Origin of the sequence: Pseudoduganella sp. R-34 (assembly GCF_049904655.1) — a bacterium.
GTDB lineage: Bacteria > Pseudomonadota > Gammaproteobacteria > Burkholderiales > Burkholderiaceae_D > Rugamonas.
In genome coordinates this window covers 898757-918884 of record NZ_CP184572.1, presented here as the reverse complement: position 1 = coordinate 918884, position 20128 = coordinate 898757, and the positions used below count along the sequence as shown (strand labels likewise).

Sequence of the window (20128 nt, the reverse complement as noted above, 5' to 3'; positions counted from 1 at the left end):
CCCTCAACCGAGTAGTCCGCGCGCCAGCAAGGCAAGTTCGCCTATCAGTATCATGGCCATCATGCCGAATCCCCAGCGGCTGATACGGTCTACGTGATCGCGCAGGGCATCGATCTGGGCCTGCAGCGGTGCCACGGCCTTGGCAATCTCATCCCTTGTGTAAAGCTGCATTTCGAGACGAAGCTTCACAAAGCCGTCGTCAATGTATTGGCGCATGCCGGTGAACTGTGCGTCTGTGGAGGCCTGCATGCTGGCGAATTGTGCATCGAAGGAGGCCTGCATGCTGGCGAACCGCGCATCCATGTGCTGTCGCAGCAAGGCCAGTTCGCAATTGACGGCATCCAAGGCTTTCTCCTGTGCGGCAGTCCGGTCATCCGGGGTCAACTGTTCCATGGCGGCCTCCCGCTGTCGGCAAGCCACCATTGTTTGCCATTCTCGCGCTTTGTGCCTTGAACTGGCGCACAAGAAAGAGCGGAACTATTTCGGCGCTGCGCTGTCAGCGTTCCAGGTATCGCGCCAATACATCCACTTGCCGTTGACCTTCTTGTCCACCGACAGGTACTTGCCGGTCTCGACCACCTTGCCGTCCTTGTCTTTCACCATATAGGTGCCGGACGACCAGCCCAGGTTGCCGCTTGCGCCGCTGTCCGATTTCTCGCCAAAGCTGAACACCATGCCGGACTTGCCGGCGCCCTGCGCCTCCTTCAGCAGGAATTCGCGGATGGCCGCACGGCCGGTGACTGCTGGCGCACCTGGCGGCATCAGTACCGCGTTTTCGTCGTACAGCTTGGCCAGTCCATCGCCGTCGGCTGCCGCGAAGGCTTTCAGCCAGGCCTGGTCGACCGCCTTGATCGCCGCACCATCCGCCTTGGCGTCGGCCGCCAACGCTGGCACAGCACATACGGCTACCAGCACCATAACCCCTGCAAGTTGCGCTTTCATTGGATCGTCCTCCCGTGGTGAAAAGTCATTTCAGCATAGAACACTTGACAACAGATTCCACCTGTAAGATATTTATTACACGTGTCTTTAATTTAAAACAGAAAGGACGTGCCATGAAATACCTGACTACCCTCATGTTTGCCGCAGTCCTGGCCGCCCCCGCCTTGGCCGCTGACGCGCCAATGACGGACAAGGAGCGCATCGACCAGCTGCTTGAACAAAACAGGATGCTGATCGCCCAGAACACCCTGCTGGCCGAACAATGCGAACGTCCCAAAACCAAGGAAGAAAGCTTCGCCCAATGCATGCAAGCAGCGCGTGGCGAAAAAGGGGCGATGGCGACCGAATCGGTCAGCGCCAACTGCCGCCTGCTGTTGAAGTGAGTGGAATGCAAAAGCTATTGCCAGTGCTGGAAGCGCTTGCCAATCCGCACCGCTTGCGCATCATCGCTGCATTGAAAACGGACGGCCGCAACTACGTCAGCCAACTGGCCCGCGACGTAGGCATCAGCCGCCCGCTGCTGCACCTGCACCTTGCCAAGCTGGAGGCGGCTGGCCTTGTCACCAGCAAGCACGAGCTTTCCAGCGACGGCAAGGCGCTGAACTACTTTGAAGTGGCCGATTTTCGCCTGACGCTCGATCCCGCTGCGATCGCGGAAGCTGCCAAACATCTCAACCTGGAAGGGGAATGACCGTATGTCCGAGCATATTTACCTGTTGACCCTGGGCCTGCCGTTGGCAACTGTACTGATTGTCTTTGGCATGAAGTACTGGTCCGCCGCGCACAAGGCGCACGCCGAAGCGGCCAACGCCGAGGCTTACCACGCACTGGCCGCGAAAGCAGCATCCACCCAGGCGGAAAACGCCGCCGCGCTGGCCGCCATGCAGGCCACGCTGGCCAACATGAACGGCCGCCTGGCCGAAGTCGAAACCATGCTGAAAGAGGTGGGCTGATGCTGGCCCGCCTGTGGCAGCGCGATGCGCGGCATGAAGGCGTCATGCGCATCAACATCTACCTGCTGCGCCTGCTCTATGCGCTGATGTTCTTCATGCTGGGCCAAACCACCTGGACTGAAATCCTGACCCACCAGGGCCCGTGGGAGCCGAACAAGGCTGTGGCATGGACCGTATGGACGGCTTTTGCCACGCTGGCAGGCCTTGGCTTGCTGCGCCCGGTGAAGATGCTGCCGATTATCCTGCTCGAGATCCTCTACAAGGTGATGTGGCTGGCCATCGTCGCCTACCCGCTCTGGTCGCGCGGCGAACTGGCCGGCTCGCCGGCGGAAAGTACCACCTATGCTTTCCTGGGCGTGCTGCTGGCCATTATTGCCGTACCCTGGGGCTATATCGCCAAGTCTTACTTCACCTGGCCCTCGAAAACCAAACCAGCCTGAACATGCCTTTCCTTGCCAGTGTCATGCTCGCCGCCGCGCTCACCGCGGCGGCGGAACCGAAACAGATTTACCAGATGTCGCCGCAGGAAGCGGGCGCCTTCATCGCCGAGGTGCGGCGTGCCGAACCCGACCTGCGCAAGCGCATCGCTACCGTCGGCCGGCGCAATATCGGCCAGCCGTACAAGCTGAACCTGCTGGGTGAATTCCCTTACGAGCTGCACGACACGCTGCCGATGTACAGCCTGTCCGCCAGCGATTGCCTGGTTTTCGCCGAGCACACCTATGCGATGGCGCTCAGCTCCTCGTGGGAGGAGTTCTTCTGGACGCTGCAGCGCATTCGATACAAGGACGGCGTGATCGGCGTAGCCAGCCGCAACCACTACATGGAAGTGGACTGGAACATCAACAACCACTGGCTGCTCTCAGATGCAAGCAGCGGCGCCAGCTATGCCATGCGCGTCGATCGTGCGCAGTTCCTCAAGGTCCAGCACCATGTACAGCGCGACATTCCAGTGCAGGACACGCAGGAAAGCTACCTGCCGGTTGAGCGCGCGCTGCGGGAGTTCGGTACGCTGGGCGAAGGCGATATGGTGGAAGTAGTATCTGTGCGCAAGGGCCAGCACATGGTGACCCACGTTGGCCTGGTGGTGCTTGATGCACAGGGAGCACGCCACTTCCTGCATTCTTCGGCGCCGGAAGTGCGCGAAGAACCGTTCGAAGCCTTTATCGCACGCACCCAGGCACGTGCCAACAATGGCCTGGCCGGCTTCAAGTTCATGCGCCTGAACGAGGCCATCGTGGTGCCACCCTCGGCGCCCCAGCCGCGTCCCGGCGCGTAAGCAATAAAAAAGGGGACGTACCCTTTAAAGGGGACGTACCCCTTTAAAGGGTACGTCCCCTTTTTTTATTGCGGCGAAAGAGGATTACTCTTTAGCAGCAGCGGCTTCAGCAGCAACAGCGCCGGCTGGCACGGATGCGGTAGCGATGGTGGCATCGGAACCGTGGGTCACGATGGTCACGCCCTTCGGCAGGGTCAGCTGGGAAGCGTGGATCGACTGGCCGACATCCATCTTCGACAGGTCAACGGTCAGGAACTCTGGCAGGTCAGCTGGCAGGCAGGAGATTTCGATCTCGTTGGCCACGTGGCTGATGGTCGCTGCGTGCAGTTTCACAGCTGGGGACACGTCAGCGTTTTCGAAGTGCAGGGCAACTTTCACGTGCAGTGGCTTGTTGGCGTCAACGCGCTGGAAGTCAGCGTGCAGAACCAGTTGCTTGAACGCGTGCATCTGGAAGTCGCGCAGCAGCACTTTTTCCACTTTGCCGTCGATTTCCATGTCCAGGATGGACGAGTGGAAAGCTTCTTTTTTCAGCGCGTGGAACAGTGCGTTGTGGTCCAGGGCGATGGTCACAGGGGCTTCGGTGCCACCGTAGATGATGCCAGGGGTCTGGCCGGAATTACGCAGGCGGCGGCTCGCACCCGTACCTTGCAGATCACGTTTGAATGCTACAACTTTCATGGAATACTCCAAAAAATAAAACAAGGCTCGCGCCTTGTCGATAAACGAAGTGCCCCGCGACCAGGGCACTTCAAGAAATCGGCCGCGGCTTGCGCCACGGCCGGAAAAACTTTAGTCGACGAACAGGGAGATCACCGAGTCGCCCTTGATGATGCGCTTGAAGGTCTCAGCCAGCAGCGGTGCGCAGGTCAGTTGGCGGATCTTGCCGCAAGCCTTGGCAGCTTCGGACAGCGGGATGGTGTCAGTCACCACCAGCTCGTCCAGCGAAGAGCCGGAGATACGGTCGATTGCCGGACCGGACAGCACCGGGTGCGTGCAGTAAGCGGTTACTTTCTTGGCGCCGCGCTCTTTCAGCACTTCGGCAGCCTTGACCAGGGTACCTGCGGTGTCGACCATGTCGTCCATGATCACGCAGTTACGGCCTTCCACGTCGCCGATGATGTTCATCACTTCGGAAACGTTGGCTTTTGGACGACGCTTGTCGATGATGGCCAGGTCGCAGCCGAGGCGCTTGGCCAGGGCACGGGCACGCACCACGCCGCCGACGTCAGGCGACACGACCAGCAGGTCTTGCTCGGCCTTTTTCTGCAGGTCGCCCAGCAGGATTGGCGAAGCGTAAATATTGTCAACCGGGATATCGAAGAAGCCCTGGATCTGGTCTGCGTGCAGGTCCATGATCAGGACGCGCTCGACGCCGGCTTCTTCCAGCATATTGGCAACCACTTTTGCCGAAATGGCCACACGGGCGGAGCGCGGACGGCGATCCTGGCGGGCATAGCCGAAGTAAGGAATTGCAGCGGTGATTCGGCCAGCGGACGCACGTTTCAGGGCATCGACCATCAGGATCAGTTCCATCAGGTTGTCGTTGGTCGGTGCGCAGGTCGATTGCAGCACGAACACGTCTTTACCGCGGACGTTTTCGTTGATTTCGACCATGACTTCGCCGTCCGAGAACTTCGATACGACTGCTTTGCCGAGTGGGATGCCGAGATTTTTTGCGACCCCTTCTGCTAAGGCTGGATTAGCGTTGCCGGTAAAAACCATCAGGTTTTCGTAAGCCATTGGGAGTCCCGAGAGGTAGTGTTGAATTCTTGAGGCACTCCTGCGATACAGGAGCTTTTGTCTTAACCCTGGCTGGAGACTGCTGCCTCGACAGACCCAGGGAAAACGGTGGCAGGGGAACAAGGATTCGAACCTTGGTATGCCGGAATCAAAATCCGGTGCCTTAACCAGCTTGGCGATTCCCCTACTCTCAACTGACTGTCTTCCGTCAGTAGGCCGACATTATATAGCCTATTTCACGAAAAACCAAATCTTTTTACGCTTCACAACTTTGCGATGATCGGATGCTGTTTCAGTGCCCTCGCTTTCCACCCGGTCCAGGCGGCTGGCACTTTCGCAAGCACCGCATCGGCCTGTTCTTCGCTATGGAGGGCGACGAACACACAAGCTCCGGAGCCAGTCATCCTGGCGTCGCCGGCAGCGCCCAGCCATTCTACCGCTTCTGCTACCTGCGGGAATAAGCGGCACGCCACTTGTTGCAAATCGTTCTTCCCGAACTGCCGCAGATCTTGTCGATTTGCATGGTAGCTGGAAAAGTCCGACATCTTAACGGGCGGCGTATCCCTTGTCAAATGCTCGGAGGTAAAAATTTGCGCCGTCGGACAGGCCACGCCGGGCTCGATGACAACATACCAACAGTCAGGCGCATCAACCGCCTGCAGTTCTTCGCCAACGCCTTCGGCAAAGCCGGTCTGGCCAAAGATAAAGAAAGGCACGTCGGCGCCCAGCGGCAAGGCCAGCGCCATCAGCTCTTCGCGCTGCAGTCCTGCAGCCCACAGCTTGTTCAGCGCCATGAAAGTGGTGGCCGCATCGGACGAGCCGCCGCCCAGCCCGCCGCCCATGGGCAGGATCTTGTCGACCGTGATATTCACGCCTGGCGGCAAGGCGCCGGTGCGGCGCAAGACTTCGGCCTGCAGGATGCGGGCAGCGCGGATCACCAGGTCCTGCTCGACGGGCACGCCGGGGATATCGTTGGAGCGATGCAGTTCAGCATCGTCGCGCAGAGAGAAATGCAGGGTATCGCAGCGATCGATGATCTGGAATACCGATTGCAGCAGATGGTAGCCATCGGCGCGGCGGCCATTCACGTGCAGGAACAGGTTCAGCTTGGCCGGAGCCGGGCAGTTCAACAGGCTTTTCATGTTTATTCGGAGATGACGATCCGCAAGGCCATTTGCTGCACATCGCCTCCGCCCGGGTGCTCGGCGTCGATCAGTTTCGGGCGCGGCGGGGAGCTGTCGGGCTGCCAATCCGTATATTGCAGGTGCCAGCCTTCACGCGTGGTCACTTCGCTGTTGGCCGGGCTGGCCGACCATGGCTTGCCGTCGGCAGCGGTGGCGTGGCCCTGCAGCCAGCCGCGCAGGCCTGCTACCGGCAACGCCCATCCCAGCGCACGCGCGCTCAGCGCGTCGATGCTTGGCGCCGTCAGCGGCGGCTTGTTGCCGCCCTGGCGCAACGTGGCGCCCTCCGGCGTCACGCTGATATTGGCCACCTTGCTGCCGAAGGGATCAAACAAGGCGACCTCGGTGCTCTGCGCGTCCTGCTTCCAGTCAAATTTGACGGTGGAGGACTCCGGGTTGCCGTTCTTGATATAGCGCACGTTCAGGCGCCCCGACACGGCCAGGCTGTCGGCGTAGGGCGCGACAACGGCAGCGGATGGCGGCGCAGTTGGCGTGGTGGCGCAGCCGCACAGGATGGCGGCCGCGCCGGCGATGGCGGCGAGTGTCTTGAAGCTCATTAAATTCCTGCGTTGAGGCGCGCCAGCGTGCTGCGCAGCGCGTCGTTTTTTGGATCCTTGTCGCGGGCCTCGCGCCACAGCTTGGCGGCGCCGGCCTTGTCGCCCTGCTTCCACAGCACTTCGCCCAGGTGCACGGCGATTTCTGCATCGCCACGCAGCGCATAGGCCTGGCGCAGCGATTGCTCTGCCTCTTTCAGCTTGCCCATGCGGAACAGCACCCAGCCCATGCTGTCCATGATGTAAGGGTCGCCCGGCGCCATCTTCAGCGCCTTGTCGATCAGCTCATACGCTTCGTCCAGGCGCACATTGCGGTCCGCCAGCGAATAGCCCAGCGCGTTATAGGCGTGGTGGTTGTCGGGCACCGACTCGATCACCTTGCGCAGCGCGGTTTCCATCGCCTCGACCTTGCCCAGCTTTTCCGCGGCCAGCGCGTAGTCGTACATCAGGTCGGGGCTGTTGGGGAAGCGCAGCACGCCATCCTGCAAAGTCTTGAAGGCTTCCACTGCGCGGCCCGAGTCGCGCAGCAACTGGCCTTCCGTTTGCAGGATCTGCACCTGCTCGGCCTGGTCGGCCGGGGCGATCTCTTTTAACTGTGCGCGCGCGCCGTCGACGTCGCCTTTGCGTGCCGTGAGATGAGCGCGTTTCAGGCGAGCCGGCAGGGCGGCGCGGGCATCTTCGCCGTCGATCTTGTCCAGCCATGCCAGCGCGCCATCGAGGTCGCCCTTTTCTTCGGCGATCTGGGCCAGCAGCATCAGCGCCTTGTTCGGGTCGCGCTCAGGATCGGGAGCCGCCTCCAGCACTTCCACATAGCGCTTGAAATAGCCCTCGGCCGCCTTGCTGTCCTGTCCCTGCAGCGCCATGATGCCGAGCGCATACAGGGTGCCCGGATTGTCAGGCTGTTCTTTCAGCAGCAGCAGGAACTGTTCGCGCGCCTGGTCGTACTGCTTCTGCTCCACCAGCAGGCGGGCATAGGCCGAACGCACTTCGCGCGCGGCCGGGTATTTCTGCAGGAACTCGGCGAACAGTTTTTGCGCGCCATCGAGGTCGCCCAGCATTTGCCCCATGGTCAGCGTGGCCAGTTCCGAGTCGGGCCTGATCGCCACGGCTTTCTTCGCTTCCTCGCGCGCCCGCTCGGCATCGCTGGCGGCGCTGGCGCCTTGCGCCAGCACCAGGTGGGCTTCCTGCGTATTCAGGTAGGGCTGCAGGACGCGCTCCATCAGCCCGAAGGCGGCAGCCTTGTCCTTTGCGCGCAGCAGGAATTGCTGCATCTGGAACATCAGCAGCGGGCGGCCCGTCGGCGGCGAAGCTTTCAGGCGCTGCGCGAACAGGGTTTCCGCCTCGCCCAGGTCGTCGCCCAGGACGGCAAAACCGAGGAAATACTGTGCGGCCTCGTCGGAATCGGGCGCGAGTTCGCGCCACAGGCGGATCGCTGCCAGCGCTTCATTGCCCTGCTTGGCCGACAGCGCCATTTCGGAAGCGCGGCGCGCCAGGCGCGGGTCGCGCGTCTGCTGTGCCAGCACCATCATGGTCACATAGGCGCTTTGCCACTGGCCGCGTTTGAAATCGAGTTCGGCCTTGGTCAGCTTGTAGAACAAATCGCTGGTCAGTTCGACGTTGGGCAGCTTTTCGTCGAGCCTGGCGGCCTTGGCAATGGCATCGGCAGCCGGCGTGGCCGGCGCCACGGGTGCTGCGGGCTCAGGCGCAGCCTGTTCCGGTGGCACGACTGCGCAGGCGGACACGAGGACCGACAGGGTTACAATGGCGAATGCGTTTTTCAAAGGAAGATCCTGCAAATCGGGCTCAAGACTTGATTCTACGCCAACCTGCAAGAAACCACCCTCATGCCTGAATTACCAGAAGTAGAAGTCACCCGGCGCGGCGTCGCACCCCATCTCGAAGGCCGTATCGTGCGCGACGTGGTGCTGCGCCGCGAAGGCTTGCGCTGGCCCTTCCCGGACGACTTGCCGGCGCTGCTGGCCGGCCGCCGCATCGTCGCGACCGGCCGCCGCGGCAAGTACCTGCTGCTGCAATTCGAGCATGGCTCGCTGATCATCCACCTTGGCATGAGCGGCCACCTGCGCGTGCTGCCAACCGGCATTCCGCCGGAAAAACATGATCATTTCGACATGATGGTGGAAGGCGCCGATGGCAGGCAGGTGTTGCGCCTGACCGATCCGCGCCGTTTCGGCGCCGTGCTGTGGCACGCGGCGGAAGACGGCGCACTGGAAGAGCACTTGCTGCTGCGCGGCCTGGGCGTGGAGCCGCTGGGCCCGCTATTTACCGGCAAGCTGCTGTTCGAACAGACCCGTACCCGCGGCGCGGCCATCAAGCAAGTGCTGATGGCCGGCGACATCGTGGTCGGGGTGGGCAATATCTACTGCTCTGAAAGCCTGTTTCGCGCCGGGATCAACCCGAAAACCGCAGCCAACCGCATCAGTGCCGCCCGCTACGACCGCCTGGCGCAGGCCATCCGCGACGTGCTGGCTGAGGCAATTGTGCAAGGAGGCAGCACTTTGCGCGACTTTATCGGGGTAAATGGACAATCAGGGTATTTCCAACAGACATATTTCGTCTATGATCGTGCTGGTGTGCCCTGCCGTTGTTGCGGCGCGCCTGTGCGCCAGATCAAGCAGGGCCAAAGATCCACTTTTTATTGTGTAAATTGCCAGAAATAACGAGAAGCTAATGGTACGGGACCTGGAACAATACAGCCAATGGCGCCAAGGCGTCATGGGCGCCGTCGCAAACTACCGAGACTGGATCGTGCAGGCCGATCTGTCCGATGCCGCGACCGAACAGCGCCTGGCGCAAACGCTGTCCAAACTGGCCGACGACAAGCTGTCGGTGGCCTTTGTGGCGGAATTTTCGCGCGGCAAATCCGAACTGATCAATTCGATCTTCTTCGCCGATTTCGGCCAGCGCATCCTGCCGTCGGCAGCCGGCCGCACCACGATGTGCCCGACCGAGCTGATGTACGACCCGGCCTACCCTGCCTGCATCCGCCTGCTGCCGATCGAAACGCGCGCCGAAAACCTGTCGACCAGCGACTACCGCGACGAGCCGCATGCCTGGACCGTGCTGCCGCTGCAGCTCGATTCCGCGGAACAGATGCAGGAAGTGTTCAAGCAGGTCAGCCTGACCCGCCACGTGCCGGTGGAAGAAGCCAAGCGCTACGGCCTGTACGACGAGAACGATCCCGACATGGGCGCCACGCTGGACAACAATGGCCTGGTCGAGATTTCGCAGTGGCGCCACGCCATCATCAACTTCCCGCACCCGCTGCTGAAGCAGGGCCTGGTGATCCTCGATACGCCGGGCCTGAACGCCATCGGTACCGAACCGGAACTGACGCTGAACATGATCCCGCACGCGCACGCCGTGCTGTTCATCCTGGCCGCCGACACCGGCGTCACCAAGAGCGACATCGAAGTATGGCGCACCCACATCGGCAATGGCGCCGGGCGCATGGTGGTGCTGAACAAGATCGACTCCATGTGGGATCCGCTGCGTACCGAAGAAGAAATCGAAGCCGCCATCGCGCGCCAGCGCGAGCACGCAGCCCATATGCTGGGCCTTGACGCGCGCCAGGTATTCCCGGTCTCGGCGCAGAAAGCGCTGCTGGGCAAGATCACCGGCGACCATGACCTGGTGCACAAGAGCCGCATGAAGCAGCTGGAGAGCGCGCTGTTCAACGAACTGATCCCGGCCCGCAAGGACATCATCCGCCGTCGCCTGGGCGACGAACTGGCGGCACTGAGCGGCGCCCAGTACGCGGCGCTGTCGGCCAAGACGCGCGGCATCGTCGAGCAACTGCTGGAGCTGAAAGGCCTGCGCGGCAAGAACCAGTCGGTGATCGCGCACATGGCGCGCCGCGTCGAAGCCGAGAAAAAGGAATTCGACGAAAGCCTGTTCAAGCTGCAGGCCACGCGCGCGGTGTTCACCCGCTTGTCCACCGAGCTGTATTCCAGCCTGGGCATGGGCATCCTGCGCGACAACCTGATCAAGGCGCGTTCGGAAATGCAGAACAGCCGCTTCACCACCGGCCTGCGCGATGCCATCAAGGTGTACTTCGACAGCATCCACGCCAACCTGGATGAATCGGAGCGCAAGATCGAAGAGATCCGCAGCATGATGGAAACCATGTACAAGAAGTTCTCGACGGAGCACGGCCTGACCCTGCCGATGCCGATGGCCTTCTCGCTGGCCAAGTACCGCGATGAAATCAATGAAGCCCACGGCATCTACGAGAAGCAGTTCGGTACCGCCGTCATGCTGACCACTTCGCGCGTGGTGCTGATGGAGCGCTTCTTCGATTCGGTGGCATCGGCCGTCAAGCGCTGCTTCAAGGCCGCCAATGCCGATACCGATGCCTGGCTGAAGGTCATCATGGCGCCGCTGGAAGCGCAGATCCGCCAGCACAAGGAGCAGCTGAAGCACCGCCAGCAGTCGATCGCACGCATCCACGATGCGACCGATACGCTGGAGCAGAAGATCGAGGCCTTCGAAACCACCCAGGCCGAGCTGGAGGCGCAAAAGGCCAAGCTGGCCGCGCTGGCCGCCGCCATCAACGATGCGATCTCGGCCGAGCATGTAGTACTGGAGGCAGCGGCGTAATTGCAGTACGAAGACCCGAGCTTTTCTGCCACGCTGGTTGCGTGGCAGAAGAAACATGGCCGCCACGACCTGCCGTGGCAGAACACCCGCGATGCCTACCTGGTGTGGCTGTCCGAGATCATGCTGCAGCAGACGCAGGTTTCGGCAGTGCTGGGTTATTACGCGCGCTTCCTGCTGCGCTTCCCTACCCTCGCTTCGCTGGCCGCCGCTCCCGTTGAAGACGTGATGGCGCAGTGGGCCGGCCTTGGGTACTACACGCGCGCGCGCAACCTGCACAAGTGCGCGCAGCGCGTGGTGGCTGAATACGGCGGCGTATTTCCTGCCGATCCTGCCTTGCTGGCCGAATTGCCTGGCATCGGACGCTCCACCGCCGCCGCCATTGCCGCCTTCTCCGCCGGCCGCCGCGCCGCCATCATGGACGGCAATGTGAAGCGCGTATTCGCGCGCGTGTTCGGCATCGATACTTATCCCGGCGAACGCAAGACAGAAGAAGCCATGTGGGCACGCGCGGAAGCGCTGGCGCCGGCCGAGGACATCGAGGCCTACACGCAAGGCTTGATGGACATGGGCGCGACGCTGTGCACGCGCAGCAGCCCTTCCTGCGAACGCTGTCCCATGCAGCCGCGCTGCGTCGCCTTCGCCACCGGGCGCACGGCCGAACTGCCGGTGCGCAAGCCGAAGAAGGCCACGCCGCAGAAAGTGGCGCACATGCTGCTGCTGGTGGACCGCGGCCAGGTGCTGCTGGAACAGCGCCCGGCCGCCGGCATCTGGGGCGGCCTGCTGTCCCTGCCTGAACTGGCAGGCCACGCGGCCTTCGCCGCGCAGGACGCCGGGCCTGATGATTCAGCTGTCGCTGCCGCGGTGCAGCCGTTTGGCGTGATGGAATCGCTGGAACGCCTGCTGCCGGTAGTGCACGTCTTCACGCATTACAAGCTGCACATCCACCCGCTGCTGGTCAGCCTCTCAAGCCGCGCCGCCCTGGCCGGCGAAGGCCGCTATACCTGGCTTGATGCCTCCGTCCTGCCCGGCGCGGCCCTGCCCGCGCCCATCAAGAAGCTCGCGCTCGACCTGCTCGGCGAGCGCAGCCAGGGGCGCATGTTCTGACAGCAGTTACGACATGAACAGCTTGGCAACGCTCAATGCGGTTCCGATCACGCTGACGATACTTGCTGCCATCGCGCCGATCACCCATTTGATCAGGCGGGTCTCCATTTGCGCCATTTGCGTGCCCATGCGCGCCAGCTGCGTTTGCAGCTTCGCAAGGTCTTCTTTTGTCGCGTAGTTGGACATGATGACGGCGACGTTTTGCTCGAGTGCAGCAAAGCGTCGCTCATGTTCCAGGCCGGACTTTTCTTGTTCCTCGATCACCTACGCCTCCCAAGTCCCATCATCGTCCCTGGAAGCCGGTCTTTCAAGCAGGCCCAGGTGCGAATCGGCTTGAGCCAGCGCAAACTTAGCGCAGGCGGCGCGTCAGCAAGTTGCTCAAGGGGCGCGCGAGGAACAGCAGCAGGAAGGCCGAGTTGGCAATGCCGGCGACCTGGCCGGCCACCACGACGGTCACGATGGCGATGACGACCATGATGCCGGTGCGGGTGCATGCCGCAACATAGGTTGCCTTGTCCATCGGATGCGCGCACAACTCTGGATGGCGGTAAATGCGCGTGGCGACCAGCAGCGAGCCGATCGACATCAGGCACATCACTCCCGCATACACCGCTTGCGCCAGTTGCGACAGGTAGCGGCTGTTTACTGCGGAAGCGAAGGGCAGCAGGCTGGCGCCTGCCAGCAACAGGATGGTGTACCACAGCAAAGGCGTATCCACATGGCGCACATAGCTGAACAGGCGATGGTTGGCGGTCCAATAGAGCGCCAGTACCAGGAAACTCAACACCCAAGAGATGAAGGTCGGCGCCAATTCCTGCAAGACTCCCAGCAATTCGGCGCTGTTATGCGTAGTGGCGTGTTCCGGCAAACGCAATTCGATCACCAGCAGCGTCATGGTGACGGCGAAGATGCCGTCAACCAGGGCTTCGATGCGGTGCTTGCTGAGTTGTGGGGTGGTGGCAATGGAGGCAGTGATGTCGGTCATGGTTCTTCTGGCAAGTTTAGCTTGCCAGAAGATTAACCTGTGACGCACACCGATGCAAGCTAGAGGTTTTCCAGCGAATAGATGCGGCGGTGCTCGGCGATGGCATAACGGTCGGTCATGCCGGCAATGTAGTCTGCCACGCGGCGCGCCTGTCCGGTCACATCGCCGCGCTCGGTGCGGTAATCGGGCGGCAGCAGCGACGGGTCGGCGGTGAACGCTTCATACAGCTCGCGCACCATGCGGCTGGCCTTCAGGCGCATGCGGTTGACCTTGTAGTGGCGGTACAGGTTCTCGTGCAGGAAGCGCTTGAGCTCCGTGGCATCCTTGCGCATCTGGTCGGAAAAGCGGATCAGCGGCGGCGCGGCGCGCACGTCTTCCATGCTTTGCGGATGGTGCGCGGCGATGCGCTCCTGCGAGGTGGCGATCAGGTTGTCGGCCAGGGCGGTGATCAGGCGGCGCAGCGTTTCGTAGATGGCGCGGCGGCCGGCCAGACCCGGGTGCGCATCCTGTACCTCGCGCCACAGGCGGCCGAAGAATTCCACTTCCTCCAGCTGCGCAATGGAGATCAGGCCGGAACGCAGGCCGTCATCGATATCGTGGCTGTTGTAGGCGATTTCGTCGGCCAGGTTGGTCAGCTGCGCTTCCAGCGAAGGCTGGGTCTTGTCGAGGAAGCGCTGGGCGACGTCGCCCAGCAGGCGGGCATGATTGACCGAGCAGTGCTTCAGGATGCCTTCGCGCGTTTCGAACATCAGGTTCAGGCCATCGAAAGCACCATACTGTTCCTCCAGCAGGTCGACCACGCGCAAGCTTTGCAGGTTGTGCTCGAAGCCGCCATGCTCCTTCATGCATTCGTGCAGCACGTCCTGCCCCACATGGCCGAACGGCGTGTGGCCCAGGTCGTGCGCCAGCGCGATGGCTTCCACCAGGTCTTCGTTCAGGCGCAGGTTGCGCGCCAGCGAACGGCCGATCTGGGCTACTTCCAGGCTGTGCGTCAGGCGGGTACGAAACAGGTCGCCCTCGTGGTTGAGGAAGACCTGGGTCTTGTATTCGAGCCGGCGGAAGGCGGTCGAATGGATGATGCGGTCGCGGTCGCGCTGGAACTGCGAACGCGAGGCATGCGGTGTTTCGGGAAAGCGGCGGCCGCGCCCCTTGTCCGAATGTGCTGCGTAGGGGGCGAGCGTCTCTTCCATATTACTCCGTGCAGGCGGCCAGGGTTTGCAGCAGCAGGTCTTGCGGCGCCGTCGTGATGCGCGCCTTGCCAAGCGGATCGAGCAGGATGAACTTGATCGCCCCGCCCTCGTTTTTCTTGTCCACCTCCATCAGTTCCAGCCAGCGTTCGGCGCCCAGGTCCGGCGCCGCGATCGGCAGGCCGGCGGCGGACACCAGGTCGCGGATGCGTTCCACCGTGGCGGCGTCGATGAAGCCCAGGCGCTGCGACAGGTCGGCCGCCATCACCATGCCGCAGCCGACCGCTTCGCCGTGCAGCCAGGCGCCATAGCCCATGCCTGCCTCGATGGCATGGCCAAAGGTATGGCCGAAATTCAGGATCGCGCGCAGGCCGCCTTCGCGTTCATCCTGGCGCACCACATCGGCCTTGATCTCGCAGGAGCGCGCGATGGCGTAGGCCAGCGCGCCCTTGTCGCGCGCCATCAGCAGGCCCATGTTCGCTTCGATCCATTCGAAGAACGGCACGTCGATGATGCAGCCGTACTTGATCACTTCCGCCAGGCCGGCCGACAGTTCGCGCACCGGCAGCGTTTCCAGCGTGGTGGTGTCGGCGATCACCGCCTTCGGCTGGTAGAAGGCCCCAATCATGTTCTTGCCCAGCGGGTGGTTGATGCCCGTCTTGCCGCCGACCGAGGAATCGACCTGGGACAGCAGGGTGGTCGGCACCTGCACGAAGTCGACTCCGCGCATATAGGAGGCGGCGGCATAGCCGGTCATGTCGCCGATCACGCCGCCGCCCAGCGCCACCAGGGTGGTCTTGCGGTCGGCCTTGCTGGCCAGCAGGGCGTCGAACACCTTCATCAGCGATTCCCAGTGCTTGTGCTCCTCGCCGTCCGGCAGCACCACTTCGATCACCTCCTTGCCGGCGGCGGCCAGCGGCGCGCGTACGCGCTCCATGTATAGCGGCGCCACGGTGTCGTTGGAGACGATGGCGACTTTCTTGCCGCCCACGTATTTGGCCAGCAGGCCGGCATCGTCCAGCAGCGCAGGGCCAATGGCGATCGGGTAGCTGCGCTCGGCCAGGTCGACGTTGAGCAGGATGTTGGTTTGTTCGTTCATCGCGGGTTGTGCTTTGGTGATGCAATTGGGCGCGGCCTGGCAGGCCAGCGCATCGAGCTGGTTGATGATGTTCTGCACCATCGATTGTACGTTGGGGCGGCCGGTGTCGATGACCAGGTCGGCCATGTCCATGTACAGCGGCTCGCGCTGCGCCAGCAGTTCTTCGAGTTTCTTGCGGGGGTCGGCCGTTTGCAGCAGGGGCCGGTTCTTGTCGTGCGCGGTACGCGCCAGGATCGAGTTGATCGACGCACGCAGGTAGATGACGGTGCCGCGCTGTTGCAGCAGGGTGCGGCTGTCCTCGTTGAGGATGGCGCCGCCGCCGGTGGCCAGCACGATGCCTTGCTGGCTGGTCAGTTCGCGGATGACTTCCGCTTCGCGCCGGCGAAAGGCCGGCTCGCCTTCGATCTCGAAGATCCAGGGAATGGAAGCGCCGGTGCGGCTTTCGATCTCATGATCGGAATCGACAAACCGCAAGCCCAGCTTGCGGGCCAGTTGGCGACCGATGGTCGTCTTGCCAGCCCCCATCAATCCGACTAAGTATACATTTTGCATTCACGCATGATAGCGCAAATTACACTGCAGCAGCCTGCCGCCGGGCAGGCGCTGCAGTGGGTGCCGCTTATACCGTCTTGACGGTAATGGTGTTGGTGCTGACGTGGTCGACGCCTTTGACGCCGGCGGAAATCTTGATTTCCAGGCCAGCCGGCTGGTTAACGCCTTTCACGCTCAGCTTCTCGCTGACCTGGCCATTGCTGTCCGTGGTCGCACCGCTGTTGCTGATGGTGCCTGCAGAGGTACTGAACAGTACAGTTGCGCCAGGCACGGCCTGGTTGCCGCCATCCTTGACGGTGGCAGTAATCGTCACTTCCGTGCCGTCGACGCCAGAGGCGGCAATGGTATCGGAGCTGGAACTCACCACCACACTGGAGGCCTTCGGCGTCAGCGGATCGGGATTGGTGGGGCTGACGCCAGGGTTGCCGCCGCCGCCGCCGCAAGCTGCCAGCAGGCTGGCGCAAGCCAGCGCGCCAACCAGGCCGGACAGTTTTCGGAATACTACGTTTGCCATGTTCTTTCCTTTATTCTGATGACACTATGTTTCGCCTCAACGCGCGGACAGGCGGTCGGTAACGATCTTTGGCGTAATGAAGACCAGCAGTTCGGTCTTGTCATTGACGCGCGTATTCGATTTGAACAGGTTGCCAAGGATCGGCACATCGCCCAGTACTGGCACCTTGCTCGTGGTGTTGCGCTCGACCTGCTGATAGATACCGCCCAGCACCACGGTGCCGCCGTTTTCCACCATCACCTGGGTCTTGACGTGCTTGGTATCGATGGCGAAACCGGCGCGGGTTTCCTGGCCCACCGAGTCCTTGTTCACGTCAACATCCAGCACCACATTGCCGTCCGGCGTAATCTGCGGGACCACATCCAGCTTCAGGTTGGCCTTGCGGAACACGATCGAGGTCGCGCCGGAAGAAGTCGCCACCTGGTATGGCAGTTCCACGCCCTGCTCGATCACGGCAGGAGCCTTGTCGGCGGTCACCACACGCGGGCTGGAGATGATCTTGCCGGCGCCGTCAGCTTCCAGGGCCGACAGTTCCAGGTTCAGGAAGCGGTTGGCAGCCGAATTGAACAGGCTGACTGCCAGGCTGCCAGCCTGCGCGCCGTTGATCGATGCCGCTGGCAGGTTGATGAACTGGGTATTGTTGTAGGAACCCTGGCCATCATCCACTTTTACAATGCCTTGTGCCTGGCCCATGCCGGTGATGTTGCCGGTCAGGCCAACGCGGTTGTTGCCGTTGCCGACACCCCAGCCGGCGTCGCCGCCGCGGATGGCGCGCATGTCGGCAAAGCCCAGCTTGGCGCCCAGGTTGCGGGTAAAGGTATCGGACGCTTCCACGATACGCGCTTCGATCAGCACTTGCTTGGTGGCGATGTCGGTCTTCTGGATCAGCTTGCGCACTTCTTCCAGTTTGGACGCGATATCGGTCACGAACAGCTGGTTGGTGCGCGTTTCGATGATGGCGCTGCCGCGCTTGGACAGGATGCGGTTCTTCGTGTCGCCGCCGCCTTCAATGCCGAACACGGTCTTGAATGCTTCCGCCTTCTGGTAGTTAAGCTGGAAGATTTCGGACTTGAGCGGCTCCAGGTCGGCGATCTGGGCCTTCTGCTCCAGCTCCAGCTTTTCCTTGGTCAGCAATTCTTCCTTCGGCGCGATCCACAGCACGTTGCCGTTCTTGCGCATGTCCAGGCCCTTGGCTTGCAGCACCACATCCAGCGCCTGGTCCCAAGGCACTTCCTTCAGGCGCAGGGTCAGGTTGCCCTGCACGCTGTCGCTGGTGATGATGTTCAGGCCCGAGATATCGGCAATGGCCTGCAGCGCAGCGCGCACTTCCACGTTCTGGAAGTTGAACGAGAGCTTCTCGCCGCGGTAGCCCTGGCTGCCTTGCACCAGCTTGTTCGGGTCTTCCTTGATCGGCTTGACGTCCACCACCAGCTGGGTGTCGCTCTGGTACACGCTCTGCTCCCACAGGCCGTGCGCTTCCACGGTCATGCGCACATTGTCGCCGTGCGGCACGGTGGTGATGCGGTTGACCGGGGTGCCGAAATCGGTCACGTCCAGGCGGCGGCGCAGGGTATCCGGCACGGTAGTCTTGAGGAAGTCCACCACGACGCCGGTCGGGGTCTGGCGCACGTCGACGGCAACCTGGTTGTTCGGCAGGTCGATCACCACGCGGCCTTCGCCGTTGTTACCGCGGCGGAAGTCGATATCACGCAGCGCTTGCTTGCCGACAATTACCGGCGCGGCAGGCTTGGCTGCCGCCACCGGCAGGCCGCGCGCGTCAACTGCCTGCGCCACGCCGCCGGAAGCATCAATGGTCAGGATCACGTTCTTGCCGTCGATGGCGGTGGCGTAGTTCAGCGTGCGCTTCAGGTTGAACACCAGGCGCGAACGATCACCAGCCTGCACCACGTTGACGCTGGCCAGGTCGCCCATGTTCAGGTCCTGGCTGGTCTTGCCGGTAGCATTGCTGGTCTGGCCGAAATCGAGCGCGATACGGGCCGGGTTGGTGATGGCAAAGCCGATCGGCAGCTTTTGCGGCGTATCCTTCATTGCGATCTTCACGATCACATTGCTGCCCTGCTGGTTGGCCGTGATCGATTCGATCGCGTTGCCTTGCTGGGCCTGCGCAACGGCTGCGCTGCCGGCCAGGGCCAGCACTACGCTAGCCTGGCGGCACAAGCGCTTCAGGGTTCTGATGGCGATCATTTGGAGCTCTCCTTACTTTCCTGCAGTTCCAGCTTCGACATGCGCTCGACCCAGTCGCCGGCCGCATCCTGAACAATTTCACGCACCGTGATCGCGTCATCCGTGACCCCGGTGATCAAACCATAATTCTGTCCCACGTACTGTCCCTTCTTGACCTGGTAGACGGTGCGGTCGATCTGCACCAGGCCATTCACCACATTGTTCTTTTCCATGGTGCCGACCATCTTCATGGCATCCAGCGGGAAGCTTTCGAGGAATTCCTTGCGCCGGTTCTGGTCCGGCGCCTGGGAACTGCCTGCGCGGCTCTTGGCCAGTTCGGTCAGCAGCTTGCTGGCGTTGAAGGGATCAAGCACGTCGCCGGCCACGTAGGCAAAAGGCACGAAGGTCTTCGGTTCCTGCAGCGGCTTGACGGTCGGCTTGGTTTGGGCCTCGGTCTCCTTCATCCAGGTACGCACCTGCTGCACGTCGCTCTCACCGCAGGCGGTCAGCAGCAGGGCACAGGCGAGGGGGGCAAACTTCTTCATTCCTTCTTACCTCCCTTTTTCTTCTCGTTGGCCGCCTTGCGCTGCTCGGCCACTTCCTCTGCATCAAGATAGCGGAAGGTCTTGGCGATGGCATTCAATTGCAGCACGCCGGCTGGCAACTCCTTGCCCTCCTTGGGCTTGATATCCAGCGAGACGTTGTTCAGCGTGACGATACGCGCCATGCCTGCCAGGTCGCCGGCGAAAGCCCCAAGATCGTGGTAGCTGCCATTGACGCGCAGCTCGATCGGTTGCTCGGCGTAGTAATCCTTGACTTCGACACGGTTCGGCTTGAACAGTTCAAAAGTCAGGCCGCGGCCGGTACCGGCATTGTTGATGTCCGACAGCAGGGCCGCCATTTCTGCCTTGCCCGGCAGTTGCTTCTCCATCTGCACCACGTACTTGTCGACCTGTTCCTTCTGGCGCTTGAGCTCCTCGAGGTTGACCGCCTGGGCGATCTTCAGCTTGTATTCGTCGCGCAGCTTTTGCTCCTGCTGCGCGCCTGCTTCCAGCTCCTCGTACTGGGACTCCCAGTACAGGAAATAGCCGGCAGCGACGGCCAGAGCCGCCACGCCCAGCGCAAGCAGCACGCGCGGCAGGATCGGCCACAGGCCCGGGTGCACCCCGTTCAGGTCCCTGAACTGGGCCTTGAGCACCTCATCTAAATGTTTCAAATCAGTTGCCATGGTTAGTTT

At 62.1% G+C, this 20128-nt stretch carries 23 protein-coding genes and 1 tRNA gene; 8 read left to right on the top strand and 16 right to left on the bottom strand.

Annotated features, from left to right (window positions below):
- Positions 1–3: 3 nt before the first annotated feature.
- A complete protein-coding gene (locus ACN9MW_RS04310) occupies positions 4–393 on the bottom strand; it encodes a hypothetical protein (protein ID WP_426167861.1) in 390 nt (129 codons plus the stop codon).
- Between the two features lie 84 nt (positions 394–477).
- The gene (locus ACN9MW_RS04305; RefSeq protein ID WP_426167859.1) at positions 478–942 is read right to left on the bottom strand and encodes a YybH family protein; all 465 of its coding nucleotides are present in this window, start codon (positions 940–942) and stop codon (positions 478–480) included.
- A gap of 113 nt (positions 943–1055) precedes the next feature.
- Here ACN9MW_RS04305 and ACN9MW_RS04300 point away from each other — a divergent pair, with 113 nt between their 5' ends.
- From ACN9MW_RS04300 to ACN9MW_RS04280, 5 genes are read left to right on the top strand one after another with little or no spacing between them, the layout of a single operon-like run.
- Entirely contained in the window at positions 1056–1325 is a 270-nt protein-coding gene (locus ACN9MW_RS04300) for a hypothetical protein (protein ID WP_426167857.1), read from the top strand.
- A 5-nt stretch (positions 1326–1330) separates the two neighbouring features.
- Positions 1331–1633 carry an ArsR/SmtB family transcription factor gene (locus tag ACN9MW_RS04295; RefSeq protein WP_426167855.1) on the top strand — a complete coding sequence of 101 codons (303 nt, stop codon included), beginning with the start codon at positions 1331–1333 and terminating at the stop codon, positions 1631–1633.
- A gap of 4 nt (positions 1634–1637) precedes the next feature.
- Complete coding sequence (locus ACN9MW_RS04290; protein ID WP_426167853.1) at positions 1638–1895, top strand: hypothetical protein; 258 nt, start codon at positions 1638–1640, stop codon at positions 1893–1895.
- The gene (locus ACN9MW_RS04285; protein ID WP_426167851.1) at positions 1895–2335 is read left to right on the top strand and encodes a hypothetical protein; all 441 of its coding nucleotides are present in this window, start codon (positions 1895–1897) and stop codon (positions 2333–2335) included. The genes ACN9MW_RS04290 and ACN9MW_RS04285 overlap by 1 nt, the downstream gene beginning before the upstream one ends.
- 2 nt (positions 2336–2337) lie before the next feature.
- A complete protein-coding gene (locus tag ACN9MW_RS04280; RefSeq protein WP_426167849.1) occupies positions 2338–3174 on the top strand; it encodes an N-acetylmuramoyl-L-alanine amidase-like domain-containing protein in 837 nt (278 codons plus the stop codon).
- Between the two features lie 84 nt (positions 3175–3258).
- Here the strand turns inward: ACN9MW_RS04280 and ACN9MW_RS04275 are convergent, their stop codons facing one another.
- From ACN9MW_RS04275 to ACN9MW_RS04250, 6 genes are all read right to left on the bottom strand, one after another.
- Complete coding sequence (locus ACN9MW_RS04275) at positions 3259–3852, bottom strand: 50S ribosomal protein L25/general stress protein Ctc (RefSeq protein ID WP_426167847.1); 594 nt, start codon at positions 3850–3852, stop codon at positions 3259–3261.
- A gap of 111 nt (positions 3853–3963) precedes the next feature.
- Complete coding sequence (locus ACN9MW_RS04270; RefSeq protein ID WP_057264651.1) at positions 3964–4914, bottom strand: ribose-phosphate pyrophosphokinase; 951 nt, start codon at positions 4912–4914, stop codon at positions 3964–3966.
- 109 nt (positions 4915–5023) lie between these two features.
- A tRNA-Gln gene (locus ACN9MW_RS04265) sits at positions 5024–5100 on the bottom strand.
- Between the two features lie 77 nt (positions 5101–5177).
- The gene (gene ispE, locus ACN9MW_RS04260) at positions 5178–6056 is read right to left on the bottom strand and encodes a 4-(cytidine 5'-diphospho)-2-C-methyl-D-erythritol kinase (RefSeq protein ID WP_426167845.1); all 879 of its coding nucleotides are present in this window, start codon (positions 6054–6056) and stop codon (positions 5178–5180) included.
- A gap of 2 nt (positions 6057–6058) precedes the next feature.
- Positions 6059–6652, bottom strand: a complete 594-nt coding sequence (locus ACN9MW_RS04255) for a lipoprotein insertase outer membrane protein LolB (protein WP_426167843.1) — start codon at positions 6650–6652, stop codon at positions 6059–6061.
- Positions 6652–8430, bottom strand: coding sequence for a tetratricopeptide repeat protein (locus ACN9MW_RS04250; protein ID WP_426167841.1), 1779 nt, complete (start codon positions 8428–8430; stop codon positions 6652–6654). The genes ACN9MW_RS04255 and ACN9MW_RS04250 overlap by 1 nt, the downstream gene beginning before the upstream one ends.
- Positions 8431–8493: 63 nt before the next feature.
- Between ACN9MW_RS04250 and mutM the strand changes: the two genes are divergently transcribed.
- The 3 genes from mutM to mutY are packed head-to-tail and all read left to right on the top strand — an operon-like array spanning position 8494 to position 12370.
- Entirely contained in the window at positions 8494–9327 is an 834-nt protein-coding gene (gene mutM / locus ACN9MW_RS04245; RefSeq protein ID WP_426167839.1) for a bifunctional DNA-formamidopyrimidine glycosylase/DNA-(apurinic or apyrimidinic site) lyase, read from the top strand.
- A 10-nt stretch (positions 9328–9337) separates the two neighbouring features.
- Entirely contained in the window at positions 9338–11266 is a 1929-nt protein-coding gene (locus ACN9MW_RS04240; protein WP_426167837.1) for a dynamin family protein, read from the top strand.
- Positions 11267–12370 carry an A/G-specific adenine glycosylase gene (mutY, locus tag ACN9MW_RS04235; RefSeq protein WP_426167835.1) on the top strand — a complete coding sequence of 368 codons (1104 nt, stop codon included), beginning with the start codon at positions 11267–11269 and terminating at the stop codon, positions 12368–12370. It abuts the gene before it with no gap.
- Positions 12371–12376: 6 nt separating this feature from the next.
- Here mutY and ACN9MW_RS04230 read toward each other — a convergent pair whose 3' ends face one another.
- The 8 genes from ACN9MW_RS04230 to ACN9MW_RS04195 all read right to left on the bottom strand — a co-directional run bounded on the left by ACN9MW_RS04230 (position 12377) and on the right by ACN9MW_RS04195 (position 20119).
- A complete protein-coding gene (locus ACN9MW_RS04230; RefSeq protein WP_426167833.1) occupies positions 12377–12634 on the bottom strand; it encodes a hypothetical protein in 258 nt (85 codons plus the stop codon).
- Between the two features lie 85 nt (positions 12635–12719).
- Positions 12720–13355 (bottom strand): TMEM175 family protein, encoded by a 636-nt coding sequence (locus tag ACN9MW_RS04225; RefSeq protein WP_426167831.1) that lies wholly within the window; start codon positions 13353–13355, stop codon positions 12720–12722.
- Positions 13356–13414: 59 nt separating this feature from the next.
- Entirely contained in the window at positions 13415–14545 is a 1131-nt protein-coding gene (locus ACN9MW_RS04220) for a deoxyguanosinetriphosphate triphosphohydrolase (protein WP_426167829.1), read from the bottom strand.
- Position 14546: 1 nt separating this feature from the next.
- The gene (gene aroKB, locus ACN9MW_RS04215) at positions 14547–16166 is read right to left on the bottom strand and encodes a bifunctional shikimate kinase/3-dehydroquinate synthase AroKB (RefSeq protein ID WP_426172115.1); all 1620 of its coding nucleotides are present in this window, start codon (positions 16164–16166) and stop codon (positions 14547–14549) included.
- Positions 16167–16260: 94 nt separating this feature from the next.
- The gene (locus ACN9MW_RS04210) at positions 16261–16707 is read right to left on the bottom strand and encodes an Ig-like domain-containing protein (RefSeq protein WP_426167827.1); all 447 of its coding nucleotides are present in this window, start codon (positions 16705–16707) and stop codon (positions 16261–16263) included.
- 36 nt (positions 16708–16743) lie between these two features.
- Entirely contained in the window at positions 16744–18912 is a 2169-nt protein-coding gene (gene pilQ, locus ACN9MW_RS04205) for a type IV pilus secretin PilQ (RefSeq protein WP_426167825.1), read from the bottom strand.
- On the bottom strand, positions 18909–19436 hold the full coding sequence (locus ACN9MW_RS04200; protein WP_426167823.1) for a pilus assembly protein PilP: 528 nt from the start codon (positions 19434–19436) through the stop codon (positions 18909–18911). Before ACN9MW_RS04200 ends, pilQ begins: the two co-directional genes overlap by 4 nt.
- Complete coding sequence (locus ACN9MW_RS04195; protein WP_426167821.1) at positions 19433–20119, bottom strand: type 4a pilus biogenesis protein PilO; 687 nt, start codon at positions 20117–20119, stop codon at positions 19433–19435. Before ACN9MW_RS04195 ends, ACN9MW_RS04200 begins: the two co-directional genes overlap by 4 nt.
- Between the last annotated feature and the right edge of the window lie 9 nt (positions 20120–20128).